Here is a 25,476-nt window from a genome sequence, read left to right as displayed (position 1 = left end):
CCCATGTTCGACCTCGACATCCGTTCGTTGGCGGCGGAGCTGCTGAACATCAGCAAGGAGCGCGGCTTCACGATCGCGACCGTCGAATCCTGCACCGGCGGGCTCGTCTGCGGGGCGCTGACGACGGTCGCCGGTTCGTCGATCATGGTTCAGGGCGGGCTCGTCACCTATGCCAACGAGGCGAAGGTCGCGCTCGCGGGCGTCCCGATCGAGCTCATCGAGCGGCACGGCGCCGTCAGCGAGCCTGTAGCCCGGTCCATGGCGGAGGGCGGCCGCGAGCGGCTCAACGCGACCTATGCCGTCTCGATCACCGGCGTCGCGGGCCCCGGGGGCGGCGGCGTCGAGAAGCCTGTCGGGCTTGTGCATTTCGCCTGCGCCGGCCCCTCCGGCACGAAGCATCGCGAGAAGCGCTTCGGCGAGCAATCACGCGACGAAATCCGCCGCCTCAGCGTGCTGGAAGCGCTCGACCTGCTGCGCGAGACGGCGATGACCGGCCCCTAGGAGCCGATCGCCGGCGCTTGCTTGCCATAGACGAGATCGGCGCGCTTCTCGAAGGCTTCTGCGAATTTGCGGAAAGCCCTGTCGAACATCGTGCCCATCAGCAGGCCGAGCATACGGCTGGCGAATTCGTAGGATATGAAGAAGCCGATCTCGCAGCCGTTCTCATGCGGTTTGAAGGTCCAGCGGTTCTCCAGATGCCGGAATGGCCCGTCGACATACTCGACGAGGATCTTGAGGTTTTCCGGATCGAGCGTGACGCGGCTGGTGAAGGTCTCGCGGATCGCCTTGTAGCCGACGGTCATGTCGGCGAGCAGCACCTCGCCGCCGCCCTCCCGTGGCAGGCGCTTGCGCACGGCCAGCCCCTCGCAGAGCGGCAGGAACTGCGGGTATTTCTCGACATCCGCCACCAGCGCGAACATCTGCTCGGGTGAATATTTCACCCGACGGGCGCTTTTGAACATCGGCATGGCGGCGGCGCCGTCAGTGACCCAGACGCTCGGCCCGCGTGGCCTTGAGCCGCGCGAAATCCTCGCCAGCATGATGCGAGGACCGGGTCAGCGGCGTCGAGGACACCATCAGGAAGCCCTTGGCATAGGCGATGGTCTCGAAGCTCTTGAACTCGTCGGGCGTGACGAAGCGCATCACCGCATGGTGCTTGCGCGAGGGCGCGAGATACTGGCCGATGGTCATGAAGTCCACTTCGGCCGAGCGCAGGTCGTCCATGAGCTGGAGCACCTCGTTCCGCTCCTCGCCGAGGCCGACCATGATGCCGGACTTGGTGAAGATCGTGGGGTCGAGCTCCTTCACCCGCTGCAGCAGCCTGAGCGAATGGAAATAGCGCGCGCCCGGCCGCACCTTGAGATATCTGCCCGGCACGGTCTCGAGATTGTGGTTGAAGACGTCGGGCTTCGCCGCCACGACCACTTCGAGCGCGCCCGGCTTGCGCAGGAAGTCCGGGGTGAGGATTTCGATGGTGGTGCCGGGCGAGGCCTTGCGGATCGCGCCGATGACCTGGGCGAAGTGCTCGGCGCCGCCATCCTTCAGGTCGTCGCGGTCGACGGAGGTGATGACGACATGCTCCAGCCCGAGCTTCGCGACGGCGTCAGCGACCTTGCGCGGCTCCTCGGCATCAAGCGGCAGCGGCACGCCGGTCTTCACATTGCAGAAGGCGCAGGCCCGCGTGCAGGTGTCGCCCATGATCATGAAGGTGGCGTGCTTCTTCTCCCAGCACTCGCCGATATTGGGGCAGCCGGCCTCCTCGCAGACCGTGACCAGCTTCTCGGCCTTCACGATCGCCTTGGTCTCGGCCCATTTGGGCGAGCCCGGCGCCTTCACCCGAATCCAGTCCGGCTTGCGCAGGACCGGGTTCTCCGGGCGCTTCTGCTTCTCCGGGTGCCGCAGTTCCGCGGCGGGCTGGCGAGCCTCTGCCTTCGGATTGCCGACGTTGGGCCGCGGATCGCGGTTCAGCAGGTCTAGAACAAGCGCCATGTCAGGGTCCGGGTCATCAGCGGAGCCGGCAATACCGGCTTCGACCTAGCTAATCCTCAAAGTGCTGCGCCGCAACAGCCTGCGGCGCAACAGGGTTTCAGCCGCGTTTGCGCAGCGCGTTCCAGATCACGATCACGACCACGGCGCCGCATACCGCCGCCAGCAGCGTGCGCCAGAAGCCGAACACCGGGATCTCCAGCAGTTCGGCGAGCTTGGCCCCGACGAAGGAGCCGGCGACGCCGACGAGCATGTTGGTCAGCAGGCCGTGATCCTCGGAGGTCAGGCGCTCGGCGATCCAGCCGGCGAGAAGCCCGATCAGAAGGGTGGCGAAGAAGCCGTAGCCCGGCTGGGCCATGGTGGCGGCGAAGCTTTCCATATCAGACACTCTCCAAGCCTTGCGCCGATGCGCGTCCGTCGAACCATCCCGGCTAGGCGATGAAGCGCGCCAGCAGGATCACCATGATAGCCCCCAGCACGGCCATTCCGGCATCGTCGAGGAAGGAATAGCCTGTCCTCAGCCGCCAGCCGGTCAATCTCACGATCCCCTGCCCCACCAGCATGCCGAGCACGCCGACCACGGCATGGCGTATCAACCCTCCGCCGCCGACGATCAGGCTCGCGACGAAGCCGATCACCATGCCGGACGCCACCGTGGGGATGATGACGCTCCAGTCCAGCCCCAGCTCCCGGCGCGGCGGCAGGATCTCCACCTTCTCGTCCGGGACGGGGCGCGGCCCGCGTTTTGACTGGCGTGGGGTCATGCGTGCCACCATGAGCATGGACGGTTCCGGAGGAAAGCTCTTCCCGCCACCTCAGCGTGCCATCCCGCCCAGCGCCGAGACCGCCGCGCTACCGACGCCGCTGCCGAAGCCGTGCCCGCCGCCGACGAGCTGCAGCCGGGCATTCAATCCAAGCGCCTGGGCCCTGGCCACGTAGTCGTTGGCCAGCTCTGGGCGCGTGTTGTCGTCCGCCTTGCCTGTGACGGCGACGATCGGGATCCCCCGCGGGATGCCGGACAGGTAGTCGACCGGCGATTGCGAGGAATACCGCCCTCCGCGCCCGCGACTGGCTCTCCAGGCCGTAACGTCGCAGGGGCAGGACGCCAGGACGAGCCCGTTGATCAGCCCGGGATCGCTACCCGCGATGACGCCGAGCGCGCCGGCCCCGCCGGAATGGCCGATCGCCACGATCGCACGGGCCTTGTAGATCTGGCGCAATTCGCGGATCGCGCCGGAAACGGCCCTGTTGTTGCCGGAGTGAAAGGTGTCGCGCCGGCCGTTGTCCGAGCCGTCGCTGCGCCGTCCGGCCCGGTCGTAATAGCCTGGCCGCAGCAGCGCGATCGCGACGACGTTCTTGCGCGAAGCGGCGAACTGCCTCGCATAGGAATACATGTAGTCCGCGGGGCCACCGTCCGAGACGTCGCCATGCACGAAGATGGCGAGCACCGGCGAGCCCGTCCCCGGCGCCGGGCCGAAGGCCTCATAAGCCAGCCCGTTGACGCAGCTACCGCCCTCGCAGGCGAGCGCCGCCGTCGAAGTGACGAGCCCCAACGCGGCGACCGCCGCCAGCACGATTCTCCTCACCGCGATCTCCTCCGGACAAGAGCCGAGCCTCTTCGTCCCTCAGGCGTTCAGCACCTTGCCGTAGGCGTCGAGCACGCTCTCCTTCATCACCTCCGACAGGGTCGGATGCGGGAAGACGGTGTGCATCAGCTCTTCCTCGGTCGTCTCGAGGTTCATCGCGACGACGAAGCCCTGGATCAGCTCGGTCACTTCCGGGCCGACCAGATGGGCGCCCAGCAGCTTGCCTGTCTTGGCGTCGAAGATCGTCTTCGCCAGCCCCGCATCCTCGCCGAGCGCGACGGCCTTGCCGTTGGCGACGAAGTTGAAGCGGCCGACCTTCAGCTCGTAGCCGGCAGCCTTGGCCTTCGCCTCGGTCAGGCCGACGCTGGCGATCTGCGGGTGGCAATAGGTGCAGCCCGGAATCATCTGCTTGTCCATCGGGTGCGGATGCAGGCCCTTGATCGCTTCGACGCAGATGACGGCCTCGTGCTCGGCCTTGTGGGCCAGCATCGGCGGGCCAGCAACGTCGCCGATGGCGTAGACGCCCTTGACGTTGGTCCGGCAGAAGTCGTCGATCACGATGGTGCCGCGATCGGTCTTCACCCCGAGCGCCTCCAGCCCGATGTTCTCGACATTGCCGACGACGCCGACGGCCGAGATCAAGCGGTCGGCCGTGATCGTCTGCTTGCCGCCCTTCTCATCCTCGATATGGGCGGTGACGGAGTCTGCGCCCTTCTCGACCTTGGTGACCTTGGCACCGGTCAGGATCTTGATGCCCTGCTTCTCGAAGGCCTTGCGCGCGAAGGCCGAAACCTCGGCATCCTCGACGGGCAGGATCTGCGGCAGCAGCTCGACCACGGTGACCTCGACACCCAGCGTCCTGTAGAAGGACGCGAATTCGATGCCGATGGCGCCGGAGCCCATCACGAGGAGTGATTTCGGCAGCTTTTTCGGGACCAGCGACTCAAAGTAGGTCCAGATCAGCTTGCCGTCCGCCTCGATGCCGGGCAGCGCGCGCGGCCGGGCGCCGGTCGCGACGATGATGTGATCGGCCGTATAGGTGCCCTCGCCCTTCGCATTCTTCGGGATCGGCCCCTGCGGCTGCATGATCGCCTTCTTGGTCGGCGCGACGGTGATGGTGCCGGGTTTGGTCAGCTTGGCCTCGCCCCAGATCACGTCGACCTTGTTCTTCTTCATCAGGAACTGGACGCCGTTGTTCATCCGGACGGCGATTCCGCGCGAGCGCTGCACCACGGCCTCGAGATCGGCCTTGAACGAGCCTTCCAGCACGAGCCCGTAATCCTTGGCGTGCTGGCCGTTGTGCAGCACCTCGGCCGAGCGCAGCAGCGCCTTGGTCGGGATGCAGCCCCAGTTGGAGCAGATGCCGGCGAGATGCTCGCGCTCGACGATCGCGGTCTTGAAGCCGAGCTGGGCGGCCCGGATCGCCGCGATATAGCCGCCGGGGCCGGAGCCGATGACGATGATGTCGTAGTCAGCCATGGGTAATACCTCGGCTCATTGCTCCCAATGCGGGAGGCGTTGCTGTTGGGGGGCAGGCCCCCGGTCGAATGGTGTTCATGGACCGGTGATCTGCAGCGCGGGACCGCGCGCTGGCAGCGGCAGGCCGAGCAAGCTGTCAATGACCGGAGCCAGCGCCAGGCCGATGGCACGGGTGTTCTCGGCGTCGAGATGGATGCCGTCCTCGCCGGATACCTTCGCGACAGCCGCCGCATCGAAGAAGTTGACGCCGATCTCGTCGGCGATGCGGCGATAATAGGTCGCCAGCAGCGCCATCTTCTCGGAGGCCCCCTCCATGGTGAAGTGGGCCTCGTGTTCCGGATCGTCAGGCTTTCGTACGATCGGCGGCGCGACGATCAGCACCTCCGGCACGGGCATGCCGGGCTCAACGGGTGGGCGCTGTGCCACCTGCGCCAGCATCCGCATCGAACGGGCGACATCGTAAGGCGAGAGCGAGTGCTGGCGCTGGCAGTCATTGGTGCCGAGCATGAGGATGACGAGGTCGAGCGGCGCGTGACACTCGATGAACAGCGGCAGCAGCGAGATGCCGGAGCGGTAAGGGCGCAGCGGGTCCTCGAGCGCGATCCGCCGCCCATTGAGCCCTTCCTCGATGACCGTCGCATAGCCGCCGAGCGCCTTTTCCAGCACGCGCGGCCACCGCACATCCTCGCCATGACGCTCAGGTCGGTTGGCAATCCGCCCCCAGGTGAGGGAATCGCCAAAGGCGAGGATGCGGGCGCGGCGGGTCATCGCCGCCTCACACCAGCATTGCCATGGGCTTCTCGATGAAGCCCTTGAAGGCCTGGAGCAGTTCGGCTCCGAGCGCGCCATCGACGGCACGGTGGTCGGTCGAGAGCGTCACCGACATCACGGTCGCCACGGCCGGCTGGCCGCCCTTGACGATGACGCGCGGCTCGCCGGCGCCGACCGCCAGGATCGTCGCATGAGGCGGGTTGATGACCGCGGCGAAGTCCTTGACCCCGAACATGCCGAGGTTGGAGACGGCCGTCGTGCCGCCCTGGTACTCCTCGGGCTTGAGCTTGCGGGTCTTGGCGCGCGCCGCCATGTCCTTCATCTCGTTGGAGATCTGCGACAGCGTCTTGTGGCAGGCATCGCGCACGATCGGCGTGATCAGCCCGCCCGGGATCGAGACCGCGACGCCGACATCGGCGTGCTTGTGCTTGAGCATGGCGCCGTCGGTCCAGCTCACATTGGCGTCCGGCACGGCCTTGAGCGCCAGCGCCAGCGCCTTGATGACCATGTCGTTGACCGAGAGCTTGTAGGCCGGCTTGCCGTCCTTCTCCGGGGCGGCGGCGTTGAGCTCGCCACGCAGCTTCAGCAGCGCATCGAGCTCGCAATCCACCGTGACGTAGAAATGCGGGATGGTCTGCTTTGCCTCGGTGAGGCGCCGCGCGATGGTCTTGCGCATGCCGTCATGCGGGATCTCCTCATAGGAGCCCGGCGCGAACAGCTTCTTGACCGCCTCGTCGGACTGCCCAGTGGCGAGCGGCGCGGCGACGGGCTTCGGCGCAGAAGCGGCTGCCGAAGCAGCCGCGGGCGCGGGCTTGGCGCCGCCACCCGCCTTCGCGGCCTCGACATCCTTCTCGACGATACGGCCATGCGGGCCGGAGCCCTTGATGGCGGAGAGGTCGAGGCCGGCATCCTTGGCCATGCGACGCGCCAGCGGCGAAGCGAACGGACGGCTGCCGTCCGATTTCACCGGAGCAGCCGGCGCTTCGGGAGCCTTGGCGGCAGCGGGCGCCGCCGCCGGAGCAGCTTCAGCCTTGGCAGGTTCGGCCTTGGGAGCATCCGCCTTCGGGGCGGCGCTCGCAGCCGGAGCGGAGACGCTCTTGGCATCCTCGCCCTCGCCCGCAATCACGGCAATGACCTCGTTGACGGCGACATCGGCCGTGCCTTCCGGCACCACGATCTTGGCGAGGATACCCTCGTCGACCGCCTCGACCTCCATGGTCGCCTTGTCGGTCTCGATCTCGGCGATGATGTCGCCGGCCTTGATCGCGTCGCCTTCCTTCTTCAGCCACTTGGCGAGATTGCCCTTCTCCATCGTGGGAGAGAGCGCGGGCATCAGGATGTTGGTCGGCATCGGTCAGCCCTCTCAGCGATAGCAGACGGCCTTGGCCGCCGCGACGACCTCGCCGACATTCGGCAAGGCGAGCTTCTCGAGGTTCGCCGCGTAGGGCATCGGCACGTCCTTGCCGGTGACGCGGGCGACGGGAGCGTCGAGATAGTCGAACGCCGCCTCCATGATCTTCATGCCGATCTCGGCGGTGACGCCGGACTGCGGGAAGCCCTCCTCGACCGCGACGCAGCGATTGGTCTTCCGCACCGAAGCGATCACGGTCTCGATGTCCATCGGCCGGATCGTGCGCAGGTCGATGACCTCCGCTTCGATGCCTTCCTTCGCCAGCGCCTCGGCGGCACCGAGCGCATAGGTCATGCCGATGCCGAAGGAGACGATGGTGACATCCGTGCCGGGGCGCACGACCTTGGCCTTGCCGATCGGGATCAGGAAGTCGTCGCCCTTCGGAACCTCGAAGGACTTGCCGTACATGATCTCGTTTTCGAGGAAGATCACCGGGTTCGGGTCGCGGATCGCGCTCTTCAGCAGGCCCTTGGCGTCGGAAGCGCTATAGGGCACCACCACCTTGAGGCCGGGCACGTTCGAGTACCAGGCGGCATAGTCGTGGCTGTGCTGGGCGCCGACGCGGGCGGCGGCGCCGTTCGGGCCGCGGAAGACGATCGGCGCGCCCATCTGGCCGCCGGACATGTAGAGCGTCTTGGCTGCGGAGTTGATGATCTGGTCGATCGCCTGCATGGCGAAGTTGAAGGTCATGAACTCGACGATGGGCCGAAGGCCCGAGAGCGCCGCGCCGACGCCGATGCCGGCGAAGCCATGCTCTGTGATCGGGGTATCGATGACGCGCCTGGGCCCGAACTCCTGGAGCAGCCCCTGCGTGACCTTGTAGGCGCCCTGGTATTCGGCGACCTCCTCGCCCATCACGAAGACATCGCCGTCGCGGCGCATCTCCTCGGCCATGGCATCGCGCAGCGCCTCGCGGACCGTCTGCATGCCGATCTCGGCACCGGCGGGGAACTCGCTCGACGCGTCATAGGCCTTCGCCTGCGCCGGCACGCTGACGGGCGCACTCGCTGCCGGGGCGGCGGCCGGAGCGACCTCCTCCTGCTTGGAGGGCGCCGCTGCTGCCTGCGGCGCAGTCGGGTTGATCGTTGCCGGGTCGACAGCTGCCGCGGCGGAGACGTCCTCGCCCTCGGCCGCGATCACCGCGATCGGGGTGTTGACCGCGACGTTCTCGGTGCCGTCGGCGACGAGGATCTTCGCGAGGATGCCCTCGTCGACCGCCTCGACCTCCATGGTGGCCTTATCGGTCTCGATCTCGGCGATGATGTCGCCGGCCTTGACCTGATCGCCTTCTTTTTTCAGCCACTTGGCCAGTTTTCCTTCCTCCATGGTGGGAGAAAGGGCAGGCATGAGAATGTCGATCGGCATGAACGCACCCGGATCTGAATACGCGGGAAAGGACGAGGCAGGCGTTGCGCTGAGGCGTCAGCCCTGCGCCGGCTCCAGCAGGATATCGGTGAAGAGCTCCGAGGGATCGGGCTCGGGATCATGCGTGGCGAACTCGGCGGCGTCGTTGACGATCTCGCGGACCTTGGCGTCGATCGACTTGAGCTCGTCCTCGGCGATCTTGAAGTCACGAACGAGACGCGCCCTCACCTGCTCGATCGGATCGTGCTCCTCGCGCATGCGCTGGACCTCGTCCTTCGAGCGATACTTCGCCGGGTCGGACATCGAATGGCCGCGATAGCGATAGGTCTGCATCTCGAGGATGTAGGGGCCCTTGCCGGAGCGTGCATGCTCGATGGCGCGCAGGCCGGCCTCGCGGACCGCCCGCACATCCATGCCGTCGACCTGCTCGCCCGGGATGCCGAAGGACACGCCGCGGCGGGAGAAATCGGTCTGCGCGGAGGCGCGGTTCACCGCGGTGCCCATGGCGTAGCGGTTGTTCTCGATGATGAACACGACCGGCAGCTTCCAGAGCTTGGCCATGTTGAAGCTCTCGTAGACCTGGCCCTGATTGGCGGCGCCGTCGCCGAAATAGGTCATCGAGACCGTCTTGTCGCCGCGATACCAGTCGGCGAAGGCCAGGCCCGTGCCGAGCGAGACCTGGGCGCCGACGATGCCGTGGCCGCCGTAGAAGTTCTTCTCGCGGGAGAACATGTGCATGGAGCCGCCCTTGCCGCGCGAATAGCCGCCGCGCCGGCCGGTCAGCTCCGCCATCACGCCGCGCGATTCCATGCCGCAGGCCAGCATGTGGCCGTGGTCGCGATAACCGGTGATGACCTGATCGCCGTCCTTGGAGGCCATCTGCATGCCGATGACCACGGCTTCCTGGCCGATATAGAGGTGGCAGAAGCCGCCGATCAGGCCCATGCCGTACATCTGGCCGGCCTTTTCCTCGAAGCGCCGGATCAGCAGCATCTCGCGATAGGCGTGGAGATCTTCGTCCTTGCTGAAGCTGGCGACATTGCTGAGGGCGGGAGCCGCCTTCCCGGCGCCGTCCTTGGCGGAGCGCGCCTTCGCCGGCTTCGCAGCGGCCTTGGGTTGAGCGGGGGCTTTCGACTTACGCGCAGCAACTGCCATGAACGATCCTCCGGGTCTTTCGACCTTTGTTGTAGAGGATCGCAAAATGCTTGGCGAGGACGCTATCTCGCATTGCAGCATGAGCTAAGTCATTGAAAACATGACTGGCTAAAAGGATAACTGGAATCCAGTTAATCGATACGTCCGGGACTAAATTTCACCTTTGTTACCAAGGCTCAGCGGCCCATGATGATCACATCGTTCTTATGCGTCCGGCCGAGAACGAGCCGGGCGTTTTCCTCCAGCAGATCGCGGTCGATCGCTTCGTCGCGCACAAGGGCGAGGCGCTGCTCCCAGGACTTGCGCTCGGAGACGAGCCCGGCGAGCTCGGCCTCCATGTCCCGCAGCGATTCCCGAACGGCGCCGCGCGCCTCCAGGCCGCGCGCTCCATGCTGGGCATGGAACATGAAATAGGACACCGCCGCTCCCGAAACGAGATAGAGCGCCAACGTCACGAAAACGGAGCGGAGACCACGGCGAATAACCATGTGGTGACGCTAGATCGGCTTGGTTTCCGATCCGTTAAGACTTCACCGATGAGCCAGTCCGACCGACGATCGCGCTGGCCCTGTCCACCGGCGAGTTGACCAGCGCATCGCGGCTCCGTATGTCAGCGCCACGCTGAGGGCGGGTAGCTCAGTGGTAGAGCACGTGACTTTTAATCATGTGGTCGTGGGTTCGATCCCCACCCCGCTCACCAAACGCCTTTCGCCGATCTTGCCGCTTCGGTTGCTCCGACTGCGGCGAGATTCGGCGTAAGGACGCCCTCCTTCCGATCGAAAAGGCCATCGAAGGGCGCGGGATGGAAGCGGCCGGAGCCCCCCATTCGCTCCGCGGGCTCCGGGCGATGCTTCAATACACATCCGGCACATACATTTCCGGCGGAACCGGGTGGCGGAGGTAGTCGGGGTTTCTCACGCGTTCCGGAAGGACGATATCCGGCTTGGGCACGTCCTCATAGGGAATCTGGCCCAGCAGATGCGCGATGAAATTGAGCCGCGCCCGCTTTTTGTCGACAGCCTCGACCACCCACCAGGGGGCGTGGGTGCTGTGCGTGCGCTCCAGCATCTCCTCCTTGGCGCGGGTGTAGTCTTCCCAATGCACCCGGCTCTCCAGATCCATGGGCGAGAGTTTCCACTGCTTCATCGGGTCCTCGATGCGCATGCGGAAGCGGAATTCCTGTTCCTCGTCGGTGATCGAGAACCAGTATTTAATCAGGATGATGCCCGAGCGGACGAGCATGTGCTCGAACTCCGGCACCGAGCGGAAGAACTCCTCCAGCTCGGCCGGCGTGCAGAAGCCCATGACGCGCTCGACGCCGGCGCGGTTGTACCAGGAGCGGTCGAAGAGCACCATTTCGCCCGCCGAAGGCAGATGCGGGACGTAGCGCTGGAAGTACCACTGGTTCCGCTCCCGCTCGGTCGGAGCCGGCAGGGCGACGACGCGGCAGATGCGCGGGTTGAGCCGCTGGGTGACGCGCTTGATCGCGCCGCCCTTGCCAGCGGAATCGCGCCCTTCGAAGAGCACGACGACCTTGAGCTTCTTGTGCTGCACCCAGTCCTGTAACCGGACCAGCTCATGCTGGAGCCGGAAGAGTTCGCGGAAATAGATCCTGCGATCCAGCGTCGCCCCGTTCGGGGCTCCGAGGCCTTCCGCCACCAGTTCGTCGAGCCTTTCCTCCTCGAGCTGCAGTTCCAGCTCCTCGTCGAAGGAGTCGGTGATCTCGGCCTTGATGCGGTCCATGGTGCTGGAGGGCATGGGGTCGACTTTCGCTATGTTGGTGTTGGGCTTGAAGCTGTGAGCCGCCCGGGCGACGGACTCGAGGAGGCCGTGCGTCAGGAAAGCGGAAACCCGGCCCGTCGGCGCTCTTCGAGATTGTCGCGGCGGAAGACGACGGAAACTCGACGCAGCAGCATGCAGACGGGCCCTCGGTCCCCGATTGTCACTCTGCGGCGAGGCTAGGGACCGATTGCGAAACTACTTTGACAACTCAGGAAATTCTCACGTCGCCGTTTTTGCCGAAGCTGCTTGCCGACGATCCGTTCAGGATGTGTGGGCGTATCAGCCCAGACGCTGGGTCACGCCGGCCTTGGGCCAGCGCGCCCCCGGCGGCTTGGAGCCGCCCGGAAAATAGCCACCGGCCGCGCCGAGCGCCGGCCAGCCGGAATCCACGTAGCCGTCGAGCTCCCAGCAGCGATGGCGCTGGCGCTCGCTCTCGGTCGTGGCGTCCCTGCAGTGGGAAAACTGGGAGCGTTGCCAGAAGGCCGCCGCGGGAGCGGATGCGAGCGTCGCCCCGACGCTGGAGACAAGCGCGCAGACGAGCCATCTGTTCATCGCCGGGCCCTTCCAGCCAACCAAAGGAGCCCTATGATGGGAGCTCCGCCTTGCCGAAGGCTTAAGTTGCGGCGCGGCGGAACCGGCGAGGCCGATCCGGCGTCTATCTCCGCTGTACCGACACAGCCTCGAACCAACCCCTGGAGGTCCGCGTGAAGCTGCCCATCGTGATCCACACCGACGAGGACTACGAACGCGCGCAGCAGCGCCTCGAAGAACTCAACGCAGCGCCGGACAGCTCCGAGAAGGAGCGCGAGCTGCAGGCACTTGCCGAGGCCATGCTGGCCTTCGAACTCCGGCGCGATGAGGCGGAGAGCTGAGCGGCCGAAGCCGCGCTGTTCCCGCGCCGCTCAGGAATCGTTGCTGGCGTTGAGATCCTCGGGGCGCATGCCCTCGTCCGGGCTCGACGGCCGGCTGCCCTGCGAGGCGGCCCAGAGCGCGACGATCTCCGCCACGGCTTCCGCCCGCGACCGGCCGGGCCTGTGACTGTCGATATAGCGATCGATCGCCGCAATCTCTTCCTCGCTAAGAGGAACCGTTAGCGTGACCGGCGGCATTCCCAACCTCCCCTGTCGGGCGGAACAGCGTCGCGACTGCGGCGTTTCCACGTGACGGCATACGAGCACGGCCTTACACGACAAGCAAGCTGTAGCCGCGGGCGTAACCGTGTTTCTCTAAAGAGAAGCTTCATGTGAATTTCAATTTGCCACAGATTTGATGATTTCGATCTGAACAAAAACGCCGATCGATTGTTGTAGAGGCGACCCGCCTCTTGGCGGAAACACTTTCAGGAGGAAAAAATGATCAGGCATGTTGTCTTCGCTTCCCTCGGCGCGGGGCTTCTGGCTGCTACGGCCGTCGCGCAGACCAGCGCTCCGACCCCGCCCTCCGCGGCTCCGAACAGCGCGACCACGGCACCGGCAACCACTGCGCCGGCGCCCGTCAAGACGCCCGAGACGAACCTGGCTGGCCAGGGCAAGTGGCGTTCGAGCAAGCTCATCGGCGTCGACATCTATGGCCCAGACGACAAGAAGGTCGGGGACGTCACCGAGGTGATCGTCGACAAGACCGGGAAGGTCGAGATGGTGACGATCGGTGTCGGCGGCTTCCTCGGCATCGGCGCTAAGGATGTCGCAGTCCCCTTCGAGCAGGTCAGTTGGAGCGATCAGCCGATCGCCTCGCCGGCTCCGGCGCCGAGCGCGTCCGGCAGCGGCTCGGCCGGCTCCGGCAGCATGGCCTCGCCCCCGGCGGCTTCCGCCGCGCCGAAGGCTCCGGCGATGTATCCGGATCACGGCAAGATCACCCTGACCAAGGACCAGCTCCAGACCGCTCCGGCGGTGACGTATTCCGGCAGCTAAGGTCCCGATGGACTGAAATATCGGCCCGCTCCGCAAGGGGCGGGCCTTTCGTCGTTTCAGGCCAGAGACGACGCGCGCAACGCCGAAGGGATCGCCTCCGGGAGATCATCTGCGATCAGCCCCATCCCGAGCGCCTCTCCGGCGCGGCCATGCAGCCAGACGGCCGCGCAGGCCGCCTCGAAAGCCGGCATCCCCTGTGCCAGCAGCCCGCTGATGAGGCCGGCCAGCACGTCGCCGGAGCCAGCCGTGGCGAGGGCCGCCGAGCCCGTGGCGTTGATCGCGGCCCGTCCGTCGGGCGCGGCGATGACCGTATCCGCTCCTTTGTAGACGATGACGCAGCCCGACAGCGCCGCCGCCTTGCGCGCGCGCTCCAGCTTCGACGCCTCGCCGACGACGGTGGGCTCCCCGCCAAACAGACGCTGGAATTCGCCCTCATGCGGAGTCAGCACGCTCGCCGCGGTCCTCTGCGAGAGAACTGCCCTCGCCCCGCCAGGCTGGCCTGCGATCAGGGTCAGCGCATCGGCGTCAAGTACGATCGGCCTGTCGCAGGCGGCGAGCGCCCGCACCATACCCGCAGCCCGCGAGTCGAAGCCCAGCGCCGGCCCGGCCATTGCCACGGCGATCCGCCTGTCCTCCAGGAACGCCGTCAGCGCAGCCGCGTCGGGCGCCGCGCGTTGCATCAGCGCATCCGGGCCGCGCGCGGCATGGACGGGCACAGCCTCCGGTTCGCAAAGGATCGTCGTCAGCCCGGCACCGATACGCATGGCCGCCCGCGCGCTCAGCCGGGGAGCGCCGACCGAGGCCACTCCGCCCGCTACGACGGCAACCGCACCGCGGCGGAACTTGTGAGTATCGGCGGCATGGTGCGGCCAGGCGTCGCGCCACAGCGCGATGTCGTTGCGCAAGGCGTTTGCCCCGATGGCATCGAGGGCGGCTTCAGCTGGAATCCCGATATCCGCGACCGTCACGGGCCCGCAAAGGGCCCGGCCGGGCTCAAGCAGATGGCCGGGCTTCAAGCGAAAGAACGTCACCGTCTCGCTCGCCTTCACGACCGGCCCCTCGGCCTGTCCCGTATCGCCTGACAGGCCGCTGGGCACGTCGACAGCGATGATCGGCCGCCCGGAGGCGTTCATCAGAGCCACGGCGTGCGCCGCTTCGCCGGTGAGTGGGCGCGCGAGCCCGGCCCCAAACAGCGCATCGATGAAGAGATCCGAAGGCCCCTCCTCGATCGCGGTCGCGGGGAACACCGGCCCGGCCCAGCGTGCAAGGGCGAGCGCGGCATCGCCTGCCAGCGTCTCGGCGGCTCCGAGCAGCATGACCCGCACCTGCATGCCCCGCTCGCGCAGGATGCGTGCGGCGATGAAGCCGTCCCCGCCATTGTTGCCAGGGCCGCAGACGACCGTCACGGAGGCTCTGGCGCCGACTCGCCGGAGGGCTGCGTCCGCAACGGCAGCGCCGGCGCGCTCCATCAGGACGATTCCGGGCGTGCCGGCCGCGATCGCGATCCGGTCCGCATGCGCCATCTGCCGAGTCGACAGCAGAACGAGGTCGGTCAGGCGCGGCGCTGCGATCAGTCGGGCAGTCATGAACGGATCATGGAGCGCCCGGCCCATTCCCCGCAAGCGAGGTCCGAAAGATGATATTGATCGTCAAATAATCATATGCACAATTTTTAATCTGTTTCTTGCCTCCGCACCGGGCTGCTCGACAGGGGCTGCCGCATGGCGGGGCGCATGCGCCAATGCTATGAGCAGAATGGAGTTCGCATCCGCCGGCTGCCGAAAGCGTGCTCTGGCAGCGGAAGCGAGCTGCGATCCGTAAACGCCGGCGCGAGCCGGACCCTCGAGGCGCAAAGGAGGCCGGTCGGCTCATGAAGAAGATCGAAGCGATCATCAAGCCCTTCAAGCTCGATGAGGTGAAGGAGGCGCTTCAGGAGGTCGGGCTTCAGGGCATCACCGTTCTCGAGGCTAAGGGCTTCGGCCGCCAGAAAGGGCATACCGAGCTCTATCGCGGTGCCGAATACGTCGTCGACTTTCTCCCGAAGGTGAAGATCGAGATCGTGCTGAGCGACGATCTGCTCGACCGCGCCATCGAGGCGATCATGAAGGCGGCGCAGACCGGTCGCATCGGCGATGGCAAGATTTTTGTATCGAGTGTCGAGGGGGCGATCCGTATCCGCACGGGTGAAACCGGCGCGGACGCGATCTGAGGACCTTCCCCGCATCGTGAGTTCCGGAGCCGCCGGCTGGAGTGGAGCCAGCTGCGGCCCAAGAGTTTGATAACTGCTGGCAAGAGGAATGCTGAAATGAAGAACGCCAAGGATGTCCTCAAGGCGATCAAGGACAACGACGTCAAGTATGTGGACTTCCGCTTCACCGACCCGCGCGGCAAGTGGCAGCACGTGACGTTCGACGTCACCATGATCGACGAGGACATCTTCGCCGAGGGCACGATGTTCGACGGCTCCTCGATCGCCGGCTGGAAGGCCATCAACGAGTCCGACATGCTCCTGATGCCGGACCCGACGACGGCCGTCATGGATCCCTTCTTCTCCGCCGCCACGATGGTGATCACCTGCGACGTGCTCGAGCCGTCGACGGGCGAGCCCTATGGCCGCGATCCGCGTGGCATCGCCAAGAAGGCCGAGGCCTATCTCAAGTCGACCGGCATCGGCGACACAATCTATGTCGGCCCCGAGGCCGAGTTCTTCGTCTTCGACGACGTCAAGATCGCTGCCGACCCCTACAACACGGGCTTCAAGCTCGACAACGTCGAGCTGCCGATCAACGGCATGACCGAGTATGAGGGCGGCAACCTCGGCCACCGCATCGCCACCAAGGGCGGCTACTTCCCGGTTCCCCCGCAGGATTCGGCGCAGGACATGCGCGGCGAGATGCTGGCTGCCATGGCTGCCATGGGCGCCAAGGTCGAGAAGCACCACCACGAGGTCGCTTCCGCCCAGCACGAGCTCGGCCTGAAGTTCGACACGCTTACGCTGATGGCCGACACGATGCAGGTCTACAAGTACTGCATCCACAACGTCGCCCAGAGCTACGGCAAGACCGCGACCTTCATGCCGAAGCCGATCTATGGCGACAACGGCTCGGGCATGCACGTCCACCAGTCGATCTGGAAGGGCGGCAAGCCGACCATGGCCGGCAACAAGTATGCCGACCTCTCGCAGGAGTGCCTGTGGTACATCGGCGGCATCATCAAGCACGCCAAGTCCCTGAACGCCTTCACCAACCCGTCGACGAACTCGTACAAGCGCCTCGTCCCGGGCTATGAGGCTCCGGTGCTGCTGGCCTATTCGGCCCGCAACCGTTCGGCGTCCTGCCGTATTCCGTGGACGACCTCGCCGAAGGCGAAGCGCGTCGAGGTCCGCTTCCCCGATCCGATGGCGAACCCCTATCTCGCCTTCGCGGCCATGCTGATGGCCGGCCTCGACGGCATCGTGAACAAGATCGATCCGGGCCCGGCGATGGACAAGGACCTCTACGACCTGCCGCCGCGCGAGCTGAAGAAGATCCCGACGGTCTGCGGCTCGCTGCGCGAGGCCCTGGAGTCGCTCAAGAAGGACAACGCCTATCTCAAGGCCGGTGGCGTGTTCAACGACGACTTCATCGAGAGCTATATCGAACTCAAGATGCAGGATGTGGCGCGCTTCGAGATGACGCCGCACCCGGTCGAGTTCGCGATGTACTACTCCTACTGAGGAATTCGGCCGCCCCTCCGCGGGGCGGCCGGCCTCCCCGACCGCTCCCAGCGGTCGAACGAAACTTCCGGGGCGTCGCCGCCCCGGTTTTTTTATGTCTGGTTCAGGAGGTTAGCGCGCGATCCAGCGCAGCAGCTTGAGACAGGCCAGCCCGCCGAGCAGGAGCGTTACGGCGAGAGCGCTGCCGGTCGCAAGCAGCGGAGCGTCAGCGAACCAGCGGATGCAGGCGAAGGACGCGACCGCGGCTCCACCCGAGAACAGGACAGGCCGCCACGGCATCTCGAAGGCGACGAGCCGCAGCAGCGCCGAGCCGGCGACGACCGCGATGGCCGCCCCTGCCGCCGCCCCTGCCGCGATGGCGAGATCGGAGCCGGGAAAGAGCTTCATGGCCAGGAAGGCGCCGACGCAGGTCGCCAGGCAATCGCCCGCCGCCAGCCAGCCTATGGCCGGCAGGTGCCGTCGCAGATGCGCCGGGGTCGGCAGCAGGGTCTGCGTCAGGGCGCGCATGAGTGCCATGACGATCAGCAGGGGCGCGGTTCGCAGGAAAGAAGCCTGAAGCTCGCCCGGTACAACGAAATGCGTCATCGGCTCGAGCAGCGCCATGAGCCCCGCGACGGCGATCAGCGAGAAAGCGACCAGGAGAGAATAGTAGCGGCCGAGCTCCCGGCGCATGGCTGGGCTCTCGCCGTCGCGGTCGAACAGGAAGACCAGCTCCGGATAGCGGATGGCGTGCAGCGAGGAGACGATCAGCACGAAGAGCCGCTGCAGCAGGTCGAGCGCCAGCATTGGCGCCGCCGCGCCTGCCGGACCCAGCGCTGCGGTGAGGATCGCCTTGAGGCCGAGCGGCGCGAACATGCTGGCGATCGAGGCTCCGGCGGAAACCCCGCCATAGGCCAGATGCCGGCGGGCGGCCTCGCCATTCCAGCGCGGGACCGGCGACAGCAGCCGGCGGGTCGCGAGCCAGGCGATGGCGCTGTAGAGGAAATTGGCGGCGAGGATACCCAGTACGACATGCTGGAAATCGGCCGCGATGGCTGCGCCGCCGAGAGACGCCACGGCGAAGATCGTGGCCCGCATGCCCTGCAGCCAGGAAAACAGCCGGAAGGCCTGTCGGAACCGCAGCATGGTGAGATGCAGTTCCCCCGCGCTCTGCAGGATGGTCGCGATCAGCCCTGCCAGCACGATCGGCACGGGGACCCCCCATGCGATTGCGACGGCGGCTCCGAGTGGGCAGAGGAGCGCGCTGACGAGGAATTCCGCGACGATGGCGCCGCGTTCCGTCGCTTCGCTCTGCGCGTCGGGGCCGGGGTAGAACCGGTTGCAGGCGAAGCGCAGCCATTCGAAGCAGGCTATGCCGGCGAACTGGACGATCGAGACGAACAGGGAATAGGCCGCGAACTCCGCCGCTGGCAGCAGATGCGACAGGACGATCAGCAGTCCGAAGGCGAGCGCAGCCTGATAGAAATAGGCGGCCAGTGCGGCGATCTTGGCCATGCGGTCTCAGGCCATTCCGACGGCATTCGCCAGCGCGGTCAGACCGCCGATGATGAGTGGGACCATGCGTTTTCGCCCTCCGGCCGTAAGGCTGGGGCAAAAAGGTTGATATTCAGCGCAACTCAGGAAAGGTGCAGCACCGCAAGCCCGGTCGAGGCCGCGAAGGCGGCGAGCCACCACAGCCATCGAGAAGAGACGGCCTCGGCCTGACCGATCGAGCCGACGACATCCTCATGGCCGAAGGATTCACCGGCGAGGCGCGCGGCGCGCTGGAGACCCGCGATTCCCGCAACCGGCACTGATTGACGCGACGCCACGGCGCTTTCCCCCATTTTTTTGCCAAGTGTAACGCATTCCGGCGCTTCCGCACAGGCCCGAGTCACCATCGGCATTCCCGGTCAGCCGTGGTTAATGCCCGGTGAACGGAGCGGTTCCATCCCCACCTTCGGTCGAGTCGACGACATTGGTGTGACCTGCTGCCTCGCCATGACGCCAGCAGGTGTTCCGATGCGCTGGCGACCTGTCTATAAGCGCAGGCTGGCGGGGGCCTTGCAGCCCGCGATGCGCTAGAATTTCAAAGGCGCGAATCAGGAAGCTTCTGGCGGCAATGGCTGAGAACGGCGATCTCTTCGGTTCGGATATGGAACGGCCCGCGGCAGCGGCGCCGAAGCCGGAGCCGCGCCCGTCCTCTGCCCCTGCCAAGGCGCCGCCGCCTGCCGCGGCAACGCCTCGCAACGGCACTCTCTCGGAGAGCAGCTACGACGCCTCGGCCATCGAGGTGCTCGAAGGGTTGGAGCCGGTGCGGCGCCGGCCTGGCATGTATATCGGCGGCACGGACGAACGCGCCCTCCACCACCTCTTCGCCGAGGTGATCGACAACGCCATGGACGAGGCGGTGGCCGGCCACGCCACCTTCATCGATGTCGAGCTGTTCGAGGATGGCTCGCTCGCTGTTGCCGACAACGGCCGCGGCATCCCGGTCGATCCGCACCCGAAATTCCCCGGCAAGTCGGCACTCGAAGTCATCATGACGACGCTGCATGCCGGCGGAAAATTCGACTCCAAGGCCTATGAGACGTCGGGCGGCCTGCACGGCGTCGGCGTCTCGGTGGTCAACGCGCTCTCGGACCGGCTCGAGGTCGAGGTTGCGCGCGGCCAGACGCTCTATCGCCAGGTCTTTTCGCGCGGCCTGCCACAGGGTCCGCTGGAGACGGTCGGCCGCGTCGCCAACCGGCGCGGCACGAAGGTGCGTTTCCATCCGGACGCCGAGATCTTCGGCGAGGGCGCGCATTTCTCCCCTGCCCGCCTGTTCCGCATGGCGCGCTCGAAGGCCTACCTCTTCGGCGGCGTCGAGATCCGCTGGAGCTGTGCGCCGTCGCTGCTGAAGCCGGAGGGCGACGTCGCCGCCGAAGCCGTGTTCCGCTTCCCCGGGGGCCTGCGCGACTATCTCGGCCGCGAGATCGAGGGCAAGGACCTCGTCGCCGAGCCGATCTTCTCCGGCAAGATCACGAAGGAAGGCAGCCACGGCTCGCTGGAATGGGCGGTCGCCTGGCTCGCCACCGGCGAGGACGGCTTTTCCTCCTCCTACTGCAACACGATTCCGACGCCCGAGGGCGGTACACACGAGCAGGGCCTGCGCATCGCCCTGCTGCGCGGCTTGCGCGACCATGCCGAGCGCATCGGCCAGTCGAAGCGCGTGGCGCAGGTCACCTCCGACGACGTGATGGCGACCTGTGCTGCGATGCTCTCCGTCTTCATCCGGGAGCCGGAATTCCAGGGCCAGACCAAGGACAAGCTCGCGACGCAGGAAGCCCAGCGCATCGTCGAGAACGCGGTGCGCGACGCCTTCGACCACTGGCTTGCCGCCGCCCCGCAGCAGGCGCTGCGGCTGCTCGACTGGTCGGTCGACCGGGCCGAGGAGCGCCTGCGCCGCCGTCTCGAGAAGGAGGTCTCGCGCAAGACTGCGACGCGCAAGCTGCGCCTGCCCGGCAAGCTGGCCGACTGCTCGAATGTCGGCGCGGCCGGCTCCGAGCTCTTCATCGTCGAGGGCGACTCGGCCGGTGGCTCGGCCAAGCAGGCGCGCAACCGCGCCAACCAGGCGATCCTGCCCCTGCGCGGCAAGATCCTCAACGTCGCCAATGCGACGCGCGAGAAACTCAATGCCAACCAGCAGCTGGCGGATCTGATCCTGGCGCTGGGCTGCGGCATCGGCACGCAGTTCCGCGAGGACGACCTGCGCTACGACAAGGTCATCGTGATGACGGACGCCGATGTCGACGGCGCCCATATCGCCTCGCTGCTCGTCACCTTCTTCTGGCGCCAGATGCCGCGGCTGATCGAGAAGGGCCATCTCTACCTGGCCGTTCCGCCGCTCTACCGGCTCCAGCACGGCGGCAAGAGCATCTATGCCCGCAACGACGCCCATAAGGACGAGCTGATCGAGACGGTGTTCAAGGGCAAGAAGCCGGAGATCTCCCGCTTCAAGGGCCTCGGCGAAATGATGCCGGCACAGCTCAAGGAAACCACCATGGACCCGAGCAAGCGCATCCTGCTCAAGGTCATGGTGGATCACGAGGCGAAGGAAGAGACCGCCGACACCGTCGAGCGGCTGATGGGCAACAAGCCGGAAGCGCGCTTCACCTTCATCCAGGAACGCGCCGCCTTCGCCGGCGAACTGATCGACCTGTGATCAGGCCGGCATTCCTGCAGGTCTGCCCCCCAGGCCCGGCGGGCTGCCATCCGGCTCTGGTGCCGGCAGGGTTCGCGCATGTCGAACCTTCGCCGCCCTCCGGAACGCCATGATCGCGAGCCCTCCGCTTTCCCCAGCGACTGGCCACTAACGGCATGGGCGAGCCTGCTCCCCCTGCACCTCGACGCGACGGCGATCTGGCGCCGGCCACCGGGGACGCCTCCTGGGACGACATCCGCATCTTCAACGCGATCGCCGTCAGCGGGGCGATGGCCCTGGCGGCGGCGCGGCTTGGGCTGAGCGAAGCCACGGTCGCCCGGCGGCTGAAGGCATTGGAGCGCGATCTCGGCGTCCAGCTCTTCATGCGAGAGGCCAACCGGCTCGTGCCCACGGCTGTCGGCGTCGAGCTGGCTGCCGAGGCGCGCGAACTCGATGCCGCGGCTCGGCGCTTCGCCGTGCGGGCACAGGCGGCCCGCACCCACGCCCATGCGCCGGTCCGTGTCACGGCCACGACCTCGATCAGCTTGTTCCTGACCATGCACGCGACCGCGCTGTCCGCGGCGTCCGGCGGAGTCGAAATCAACATTATCAGCACGCGTAACCGCCTCGACCTTGCTCGCGGCGAGGCCGATATCGCACTGCGCATGACGAAGGTTCCAGAGGAGCCCGGCCACTACGCGCAAAGGGTCGGTCGCCTGATGCAGGCGCTCTACGTCCGGCGGGACGTCGATCCCGAAACTGCCCCGATCATCTCGGTGAACCGAGAAACCTCCTCGCGCATCGACGACTACATCATGTCCTACGCGGCCGGCCGACCGATCGCAGCCCGCGTCGGCGATTCCGCCGCGCGCTACGAGAGCATCCGCTCCGCCGGCGCCCTCTCGATGGCGCCCTGCTTCATGGGCGACGCCGATCCCAGCCTGCGGCGGCTCCATCCTCCGCCGGAGCAGACGGGAGACAACATCTATCTGGTCTCGCACGAGGTCTCGCGCGGGCGAGCAGGCGTTGCCGCCGTGCTCGGTGCGTTGCGCAAGCTCTTCCGGGAGCATCAGTCGCGCCTGATGGGTTTGGCGGCGGGCGCGGGGCAGAAACCTTAAGGCTGCCCTTCTTCGGCAAGGTTTCGCTAACCATCTTTTTACGGCTGGTTACGTAGGATCACTCCGTCGCTCGCGATCTCGGGGGAGTGCCATGAGCATGATCGAACTGTTCTGGAAGAACGACCGTGGCACCATGGTCGCGAGTCTCGCCAAGGCTGGCGCGGCCATCGCCTTTCTGTCCATCGTGGCGGCGAATTTCCTGTCGAGCCAGACGGAAGGACTCGACAAGGCAGGGCTGGCGCAGGTCAGTCTGGCCGTATCGAAACGCCAGCCGATCGATCCGCTGACCACCGGTTCCATTTCCAAGGCGGCTAACGAGACGCGGCTCGATCCCTGCGCCCTGCCCCGCTGATCTCAACCGAGCCAGCGCTGCAGTTCCGCCGTCACGGCCTCCGGTGCCTCGATTGTCGACAGATGACCGCAGGCGGGAATGACCTTGAGCGACGCATGTGCGCCGGCAATCTCAGCCATCTCCCGAGCCTCCGCCACCGGCGTGATCATGTCCTCCTCGCCGACGACGACCAGCGTCGGGCATGACGTGGAGCCCAGCACCGGCCGCGAGTCCGGCCGCAGCATGATCGCGCGCTGCTGACGGACAAAGCCGTCCGCCCCGACATCGTCAGCCATCTGCCGCACGACGAGACGCAGCGGCTCGTCCGCCAACCGCGCCGGCGCGACGAGACGCTGCCAGAGCAGCGTCGTGACGTTGTCGAAGGCGCCCTTCTCGGCGAGCGCGATCATCTGCTCGCGCGGCGCGTTGGTCTCCGGCGTTGCCGGCTTGGCACTGGTGTCGAGCAACGCCAGCCGAGTGACGCGCTCTGGCGCCTGACGCAGCACCTCGAAGGCGATGTATCCACCCATGGACAGGCCGCAGAGCGCAAAACGCTCGGGCGCCGCTTTCAACAGACGGCTCGCGATCGCGGGCAAATTGTCGTCGAGACTGTGTTCGGCGACGAAGATCGGGCGACCATCAGCGAACGCAGGCCATTGCGGGGCGTAGAGCGCAGCGCTGCAGCTCAGCCCCGGAACCAGGACAAGAGGCTCTTTCATAATGCTGGAAACGGTCCTTTAAGGCTAGTTTTCCGGGCTAGATGATTGACTTTGCCGCGTTTTCTTTGCATTCCACACGGGTCCGAAGGCGCGCAGGAAATGTTGTCGCGCCAACGGGGGCGGGTCGAGCAGGTCGTCCCTCCCCGTTTACCGACCCTGAAAGCGCCCTAAGCAATGTCATTTGCCGAACTCGGCTTGAGTGAAAAGGTTCTGACGGCCGTCTCGGCCGCGGGCTATAGCACGCCGACCCCCATCCAGGCCCAGGCCATTCCGCAGGTTCTCGCCCGCAAGGACGTTCTGGGTATCGCCCAGACCGGAACCGGCAAGACCGCGGCCTTCACGCTGCCAATGCTGACGATCCTGGAGAACGGACGTGCCCGCGCAAGGATGCCGCGCACGCTGATCCTGGAGCCGACGCGCGAGCTCGCCGCGCAGGTCGAGGAGAATTTCACCCGCTACGGCGTGAACCAGAAGCTCTCGGTCGCCCTGCTGATCGGAGGCGTCTCCTTCGGCGATCAGGACGCTAAGATCACCCGCGGCGTCGATGTGCTGATCGCAACGCCCGGCCGCCTGCTCGACCATGTCGAGCGCGGCAAGCTGCTCCTGACCGGCGTCGAGCTCCTCGTCATCGACGAAGCGGACCGCATGCTGGACATGGGCTTCATCCCGGACATCGAGCGCGTCTGCAAGCTCGTGCCGTTCACGCGGCAGACGCTGTTCTTCACCGCGACCATGCCGCCCGAGATCACGCGCATCTCCGAGCAGTTCCTGCACAACCCGGTCCGCATCGAGGTTTCGCGGCCCGCCACGGCGGCGACGACGATCACGCAGCGCCTGATCGCCTCCAACCCGCAGGATTTCGAGAAGCGCGAGACATTGCGCCGGCTGATCAACGACGCCGTCGATCTGCAGAACGCGATCGTCTTCTGCAACCGCAAGCGCGATGTAGCAACGCTTCACAAATCTCTGCAGAAGCACGGTTTTCCTGCCGTGGCGCTGCATGGCGACATGGACCAGTATGCCCGCATGGCGGCGCTGGATTCCTTCCGCACCGGCGAGAACCCGATCCTCGTCGCCAGCGACGTCGCGGCGCGCGGCCTCGATATTCCCGCGGTCAGCCATGTCTTCAATTTCGACGTGCCGACCCATGCCGAGGACTATGTCCACCGCATCGGCCGCACCGGCCGCGCCGGACGCCTGGGCGCCGCCTTCACCATCGTCACCCGCCATGACGATAAGCTGATCTCGGCTGTCGAGAAGCTGACCGGGCAGAGCATCGCCTTCGACGGGCCCGGCCTGGATGGCCTGCCGCCGGGCGCACCGCGCGAGGAACGGCCTGGCCGGCGCGACGAGAAGCGCTCCGGGCGCGGCCGCGGCCGGCCCGAGCGTGGCTCCCGCTCCGAGGCGCCGGCACCTCGCGTGGACAACGGCGAAGGAAAGAGCGCTGACGAAGCCCGCAGCTCCGGCCGGCGCGGCCCTGTCAGGCCCGATTCCGAGGCGATCGCCCCTGTATCGGGTAGCAAGCGCGGACAGGAGCATCCGCAGGACAGCTCGCGCCGCGGCCGCGGCTCGCATGGCCGGGACGACGATGACGGCCCGCAGGTGAAGGGGCTCGGCGACCACGTCCCGGCCTTCCTCCTCCGTCCGACCAGGATCGGCTGACGCCGTCGATTTTTTCGACAAGCCTCAGATAATCAACTCGTTTTTAACGAGACGCGCTCATATTGCGTTTGCCATGGCCGGTCATTGCCATGGCAGCTGGGCTCATGCCGACTAGACGGACAGGATGTCCCGCTTCGCGTGGAACGATCAAAGCCGACGCGGCGCAAGCTGCGCTCAGGCTTTGTGCCGTAATGGCGGTGGCATGGAACAGTCGGGCTCGAACATTTCGCGGACCAGCGATTTCCCGGAGCGCGTCATCGCCGCGATGCGCGAGCACGGGTCTCCCTGTGATCCCCGCGCTTTCGAAGTTTGGTATACGCATCT

Annotated in this window: 27 protein-coding genes and 1 tRNA gene; 10 read left to right on the top strand and 18 right to left on the bottom strand. The window is 66.4% G+C overall.

Annotated elements, in window-relative coordinates; all coding sequences use genetic code 11:
- The first annotated feature begins 3 nt into the window (after positions 1–3).
- Positions 4–501 carry a CinA family protein gene (locus BoBH3_RS10545; protein ID WP_262330748.1) on the top strand — a complete coding sequence of 166 codons (498 nt, stop codon included), beginning with the start codon at positions 4–6 and terminating at the stop codon, positions 499–501.
- On the opposite strand, the gene BoBH3_RS10540 is transcribed toward BoBH3_RS10545, so the two are convergent.
- The 11 genes from BoBH3_RS10540 to BoBH3_RS10490 all read right to left on the bottom strand — a co-directional run bounded on the left by BoBH3_RS10540 (position 498) and on the right by BoBH3_RS10490 (position 10,241).
- Positions 498–968, bottom strand: coding sequence for a type II toxin-antitoxin system RatA family toxin (locus BoBH3_RS10540; RefSeq protein WP_262330747.1), 471 nt, complete (start codon positions 966–968; stop codon positions 498–500). The genes BoBH3_RS10545 and BoBH3_RS10540 overlap by 4 nt on opposite strands.
- A gap of 13 nt (positions 969–981) precedes the next feature.
- A complete protein-coding gene (lipA, locus tag BoBH3_RS10535) occupies positions 982–1,989 on the bottom strand; it encodes a lipoyl synthase (protein ID WP_262330746.1) in 1,008 nt (335 codons plus the stop codon).
- Positions 1,990–2,086: 97 nt separating this feature from the next.
- Entirely contained in the window at positions 2,087–2,365 is a 279-nt protein-coding gene (locus tag BoBH3_RS10530; protein WP_262330745.1) for a GlsB/YeaQ/YmgE family stress response membrane protein, read from the bottom strand.
- Between the two features lie 52 nt (positions 2,366–2,417).
- Positions 2,418–2,750: a GlsB/YeaQ/YmgE family stress response membrane protein gene (locus BoBH3_RS10525; RefSeq protein WP_262330744.1), complete on the bottom strand. Its 333-nt coding sequence runs from the start codon at positions 2,748–2,750 to the stop codon at positions 2,418–2,420.
- Positions 2,751–2,801: 51 nt separating this feature from the next.
- Complete coding sequence (locus tag BoBH3_RS10520) at positions 2,802–3,572, bottom strand: alpha/beta hydrolase family protein (protein ID WP_262330743.1); 771 nt, start codon at positions 3,570–3,572, stop codon at positions 2,802–2,804.
- 39 nt (positions 3,573–3,611) lie between these two features.
- Positions 3,612–5,051, bottom strand: coding sequence for a dihydrolipoyl dehydrogenase (lpdA, locus tag BoBH3_RS10515; protein WP_262330742.1), 1,440 nt, complete (start codon positions 5,049–5,051; stop codon positions 3,612–3,614).
- Between the two features lie 75 nt (positions 5,052–5,126).
- Positions 5,127–5,819: an SGNH/GDSL hydrolase family protein gene (locus BoBH3_RS10510; RefSeq protein WP_262330741.1), complete on the bottom strand. Its 693-nt coding sequence runs from the start codon at positions 5,817–5,819 to the stop codon at positions 5,127–5,129.
- A gap of 7 nt (positions 5,820–5,826) precedes the next feature.
- Positions 5,827–7,173: a pyruvate dehydrogenase complex dihydrolipoamide acetyltransferase gene (locus BoBH3_RS10505; protein ID WP_262330740.1), complete on the bottom strand. Its 1,347-nt coding sequence runs from the start codon at positions 7,171–7,173 to the stop codon at positions 5,827–5,829.
- Between the two features lie 12 nt (positions 7,174–7,185).
- Complete coding sequence (locus BoBH3_RS10500) at positions 7,186–8,598, bottom strand: pyruvate dehydrogenase complex E1 component subunit beta (RefSeq protein WP_262330739.1); 1,413 nt, start codon at positions 8,596–8,598, stop codon at positions 7,186–7,188.
- Positions 8,599–8,655: 57 nt separating this feature from the next.
- Positions 8,656–9,753, bottom strand: coding sequence for a pyruvate dehydrogenase (acetyl-transferring) E1 component subunit alpha (gene pdhA / locus BoBH3_RS10495; protein ID WP_262330738.1), 1,098 nt, complete (start codon positions 9,751–9,753; stop codon positions 8,656–8,658).
- Between the two features lie 176 nt (positions 9,754–9,929).
- Positions 9,930–10,241 (bottom strand): FtsB family cell division protein, encoded by a 312-nt coding sequence (locus BoBH3_RS10490; RefSeq protein WP_262330737.1) that lies wholly within the window; start codon positions 10,239–10,241, stop codon positions 9,930–9,932.
- Between the two features lie 137 nt (positions 10,242–10,378).
- Between BoBH3_RS10490 and BoBH3_RS10485 the strand changes: the two genes are divergently transcribed.
- A tRNA-Lys gene (locus tag BoBH3_RS10485) sits at positions 10,379–10,453 on the top strand.
- Positions 10,454–10,605: 152 nt separating this feature from the next.
- On the opposite strand, the gene ppk2 is transcribed toward BoBH3_RS10485, so the two are convergent.
- The gene (gene ppk2, locus BoBH3_RS10480; RefSeq protein WP_262330736.1) at positions 10,606–11,511 is read right to left on the bottom strand and encodes a polyphosphate kinase 2; all 906 of its coding nucleotides are present in this window, start codon (positions 11,509–11,511) and stop codon (positions 10,606–10,608) included.
- A gap of 303 nt (positions 11,512–11,814) precedes the next feature.
- The gene (locus tag BoBH3_RS10475) at positions 11,815–12,087 is read right to left on the bottom strand and encodes a hypothetical protein (RefSeq protein ID WP_262330735.1); all 273 of its coding nucleotides are present in this window, start codon (positions 12,085–12,087) and stop codon (positions 11,815–11,817) included.
- 152 nt (positions 12,088–12,239) lie between these two features.
- Here BoBH3_RS10475 and BoBH3_RS10470 point away from each other — a divergent pair, with 152 nt between their 5' ends.
- On the top strand, positions 12,240–12,407 hold the full coding sequence (locus BoBH3_RS10470) for a hypothetical protein (protein WP_262330734.1): 168 nt from the start codon (positions 12,240–12,242) through the stop codon (positions 12,405–12,407).
- A 30-nt stretch (positions 12,408–12,437) separates the two neighbouring features.
- Here the strand turns inward: BoBH3_RS10470 and BoBH3_RS10465 are convergent, their stop codons facing one another.
- Complete coding sequence (locus BoBH3_RS10465) at positions 12,438–12,644, bottom strand: hypothetical protein (RefSeq protein WP_262330733.1); 207 nt, start codon at positions 12,642–12,644, stop codon at positions 12,438–12,440.
- Between the two features lie 243 nt (positions 12,645–12,887).
- Here BoBH3_RS10465 and BoBH3_RS10460 point away from each other — a divergent pair, with 243 nt between their 5' ends.
- Positions 12,888–13,445 carry a PRC-barrel domain-containing protein gene (locus BoBH3_RS10460; protein ID WP_262330732.1) on the top strand — a complete coding sequence of 186 codons (558 nt, stop codon included), beginning with the start codon at positions 12,888–12,890 and terminating at the stop codon, positions 13,443–13,445.
- A 56-nt stretch (positions 13,446–13,501) separates the two neighbouring features.
- On the opposite strand, the gene BoBH3_RS10455 is transcribed toward BoBH3_RS10460, so the two are convergent.
- Positions 13,502–15,031 carry an NAD(P)H-hydrate dehydratase gene (locus BoBH3_RS10455; RefSeq protein ID WP_262330731.1) on the bottom strand — a complete coding sequence of 510 codons (1,530 nt, stop codon included), beginning with the start codon at positions 15,029–15,031 and terminating at the stop codon, positions 13,502–13,504.
- A gap of 284 nt (positions 15,032–15,315) precedes the next feature.
- On the opposite strand from BoBH3_RS10455, the gene BoBH3_RS10450 reads away from it, so the two are divergent.
- Both BoBH3_RS10450 and glnA read left to right on the top strand, forming a co-directional pair.
- A complete protein-coding gene (locus BoBH3_RS10450) occupies positions 15,316–15,654 on the top strand; it encodes a P-II family nitrogen regulator (protein WP_262330730.1) in 339 nt (112 codons plus the stop codon).
- A 96-nt stretch (positions 15,655–15,750) separates the two neighbouring features.
- Positions 15,751–17,160 carry a type I glutamate--ammonia ligase gene (gene glnA / locus BoBH3_RS10445; protein ID WP_262330729.1) on the top strand — a complete coding sequence of 470 codons (1,410 nt, stop codon included), beginning with the start codon at positions 15,751–15,753 and terminating at the stop codon, positions 17,158–17,160.
- 111 nt (positions 17,161–17,271) lie between these two features.
- Here the strand turns inward: glnA and BoBH3_RS10440 are convergent, their stop codons facing one another.
- Both BoBH3_RS10440 and BoBH3_RS10435 read right to left on the bottom strand, forming a co-directional pair.
- On the bottom strand, positions 17,272–18,654 hold the full coding sequence (locus BoBH3_RS10440; protein ID WP_262330728.1) for a polysaccharide biosynthesis protein: 1,383 nt from the start codon (positions 18,652–18,654) through the stop codon (positions 17,272–17,274).
- Positions 18,655–18,776: 122 nt separating this feature from the next.
- The gene (locus BoBH3_RS10435) at positions 18,777–18,971 is read right to left on the bottom strand and encodes a hypothetical protein (protein WP_262330727.1); all 195 of its coding nucleotides are present in this window, start codon (positions 18,969–18,971) and stop codon (positions 18,777–18,779) included.
- 290 nt (positions 18,972–19,261) lie between these two features.
- Between BoBH3_RS10435 and parE the strand changes: the two genes are divergently transcribed.
- The 3 genes from parE (at position 19,262) to BoBH3_RS10420 (ending at position 22,792) form a co-directional block, all read left to right on the top strand.
- A complete protein-coding gene (gene parE / locus BoBH3_RS10430; RefSeq protein WP_262330726.1) occupies positions 19,262–21,343 on the top strand; it encodes a DNA topoisomerase IV subunit B in 2,082 nt (693 codons plus the stop codon).
- 155 nt (positions 21,344–21,498) lie between these two features.
- Positions 21,499–22,440, top strand: coding sequence for a LysR family transcriptional regulator (locus BoBH3_RS10425; protein WP_262330725.1), 942 nt, complete (start codon positions 21,499–21,501; stop codon positions 22,438–22,440).
- Between the two features lie 91 nt (positions 22,441–22,531).
- Positions 22,532–22,792, top strand: a complete 261-nt coding sequence (locus BoBH3_RS10420; protein WP_262330724.1) for a hypothetical protein — start codon at positions 22,532–22,534, stop codon at positions 22,790–22,792.
- 2 nt (positions 22,793–22,794) lie between these two features.
- Here the strand turns inward: BoBH3_RS10420 and BoBH3_RS10415 are convergent, their stop codons facing one another.
- Positions 22,795–23,490: an alpha/beta fold hydrolase gene (locus BoBH3_RS10415; protein WP_262330723.1), complete on the bottom strand. Its 696-nt coding sequence runs from the start codon at positions 23,488–23,490 to the stop codon at positions 22,795–22,797.
- 174 nt (positions 23,491–23,664) lie between these two features.
- On the opposite strand from BoBH3_RS10415, the gene BoBH3_RS10410 reads away from it, so the two are divergent.
- Positions 23,665–25,152: a DEAD/DEAH box helicase gene (locus tag BoBH3_RS10410; RefSeq protein ID WP_262330722.1), complete on the top strand. Its 1,488-nt coding sequence runs from the start codon at positions 23,665–23,667 to the stop codon at positions 25,150–25,152.
- Positions 25,153–25,476 lie beyond the last annotated feature (324 nt).

The sequence above is a fragment of the Allobosea sp. BH3 genome, assembly GCF_025499465.1.
Classification (GTDB): Bacteria; Pseudomonadota; Alphaproteobacteria; order Rhizobiales; family Beijerinckiaceae; genus Allobosea.
Note: the sequence above shows the minus strand (reverse complement) of the source record. Positions and strands in the feature narration are given on the sequence as shown.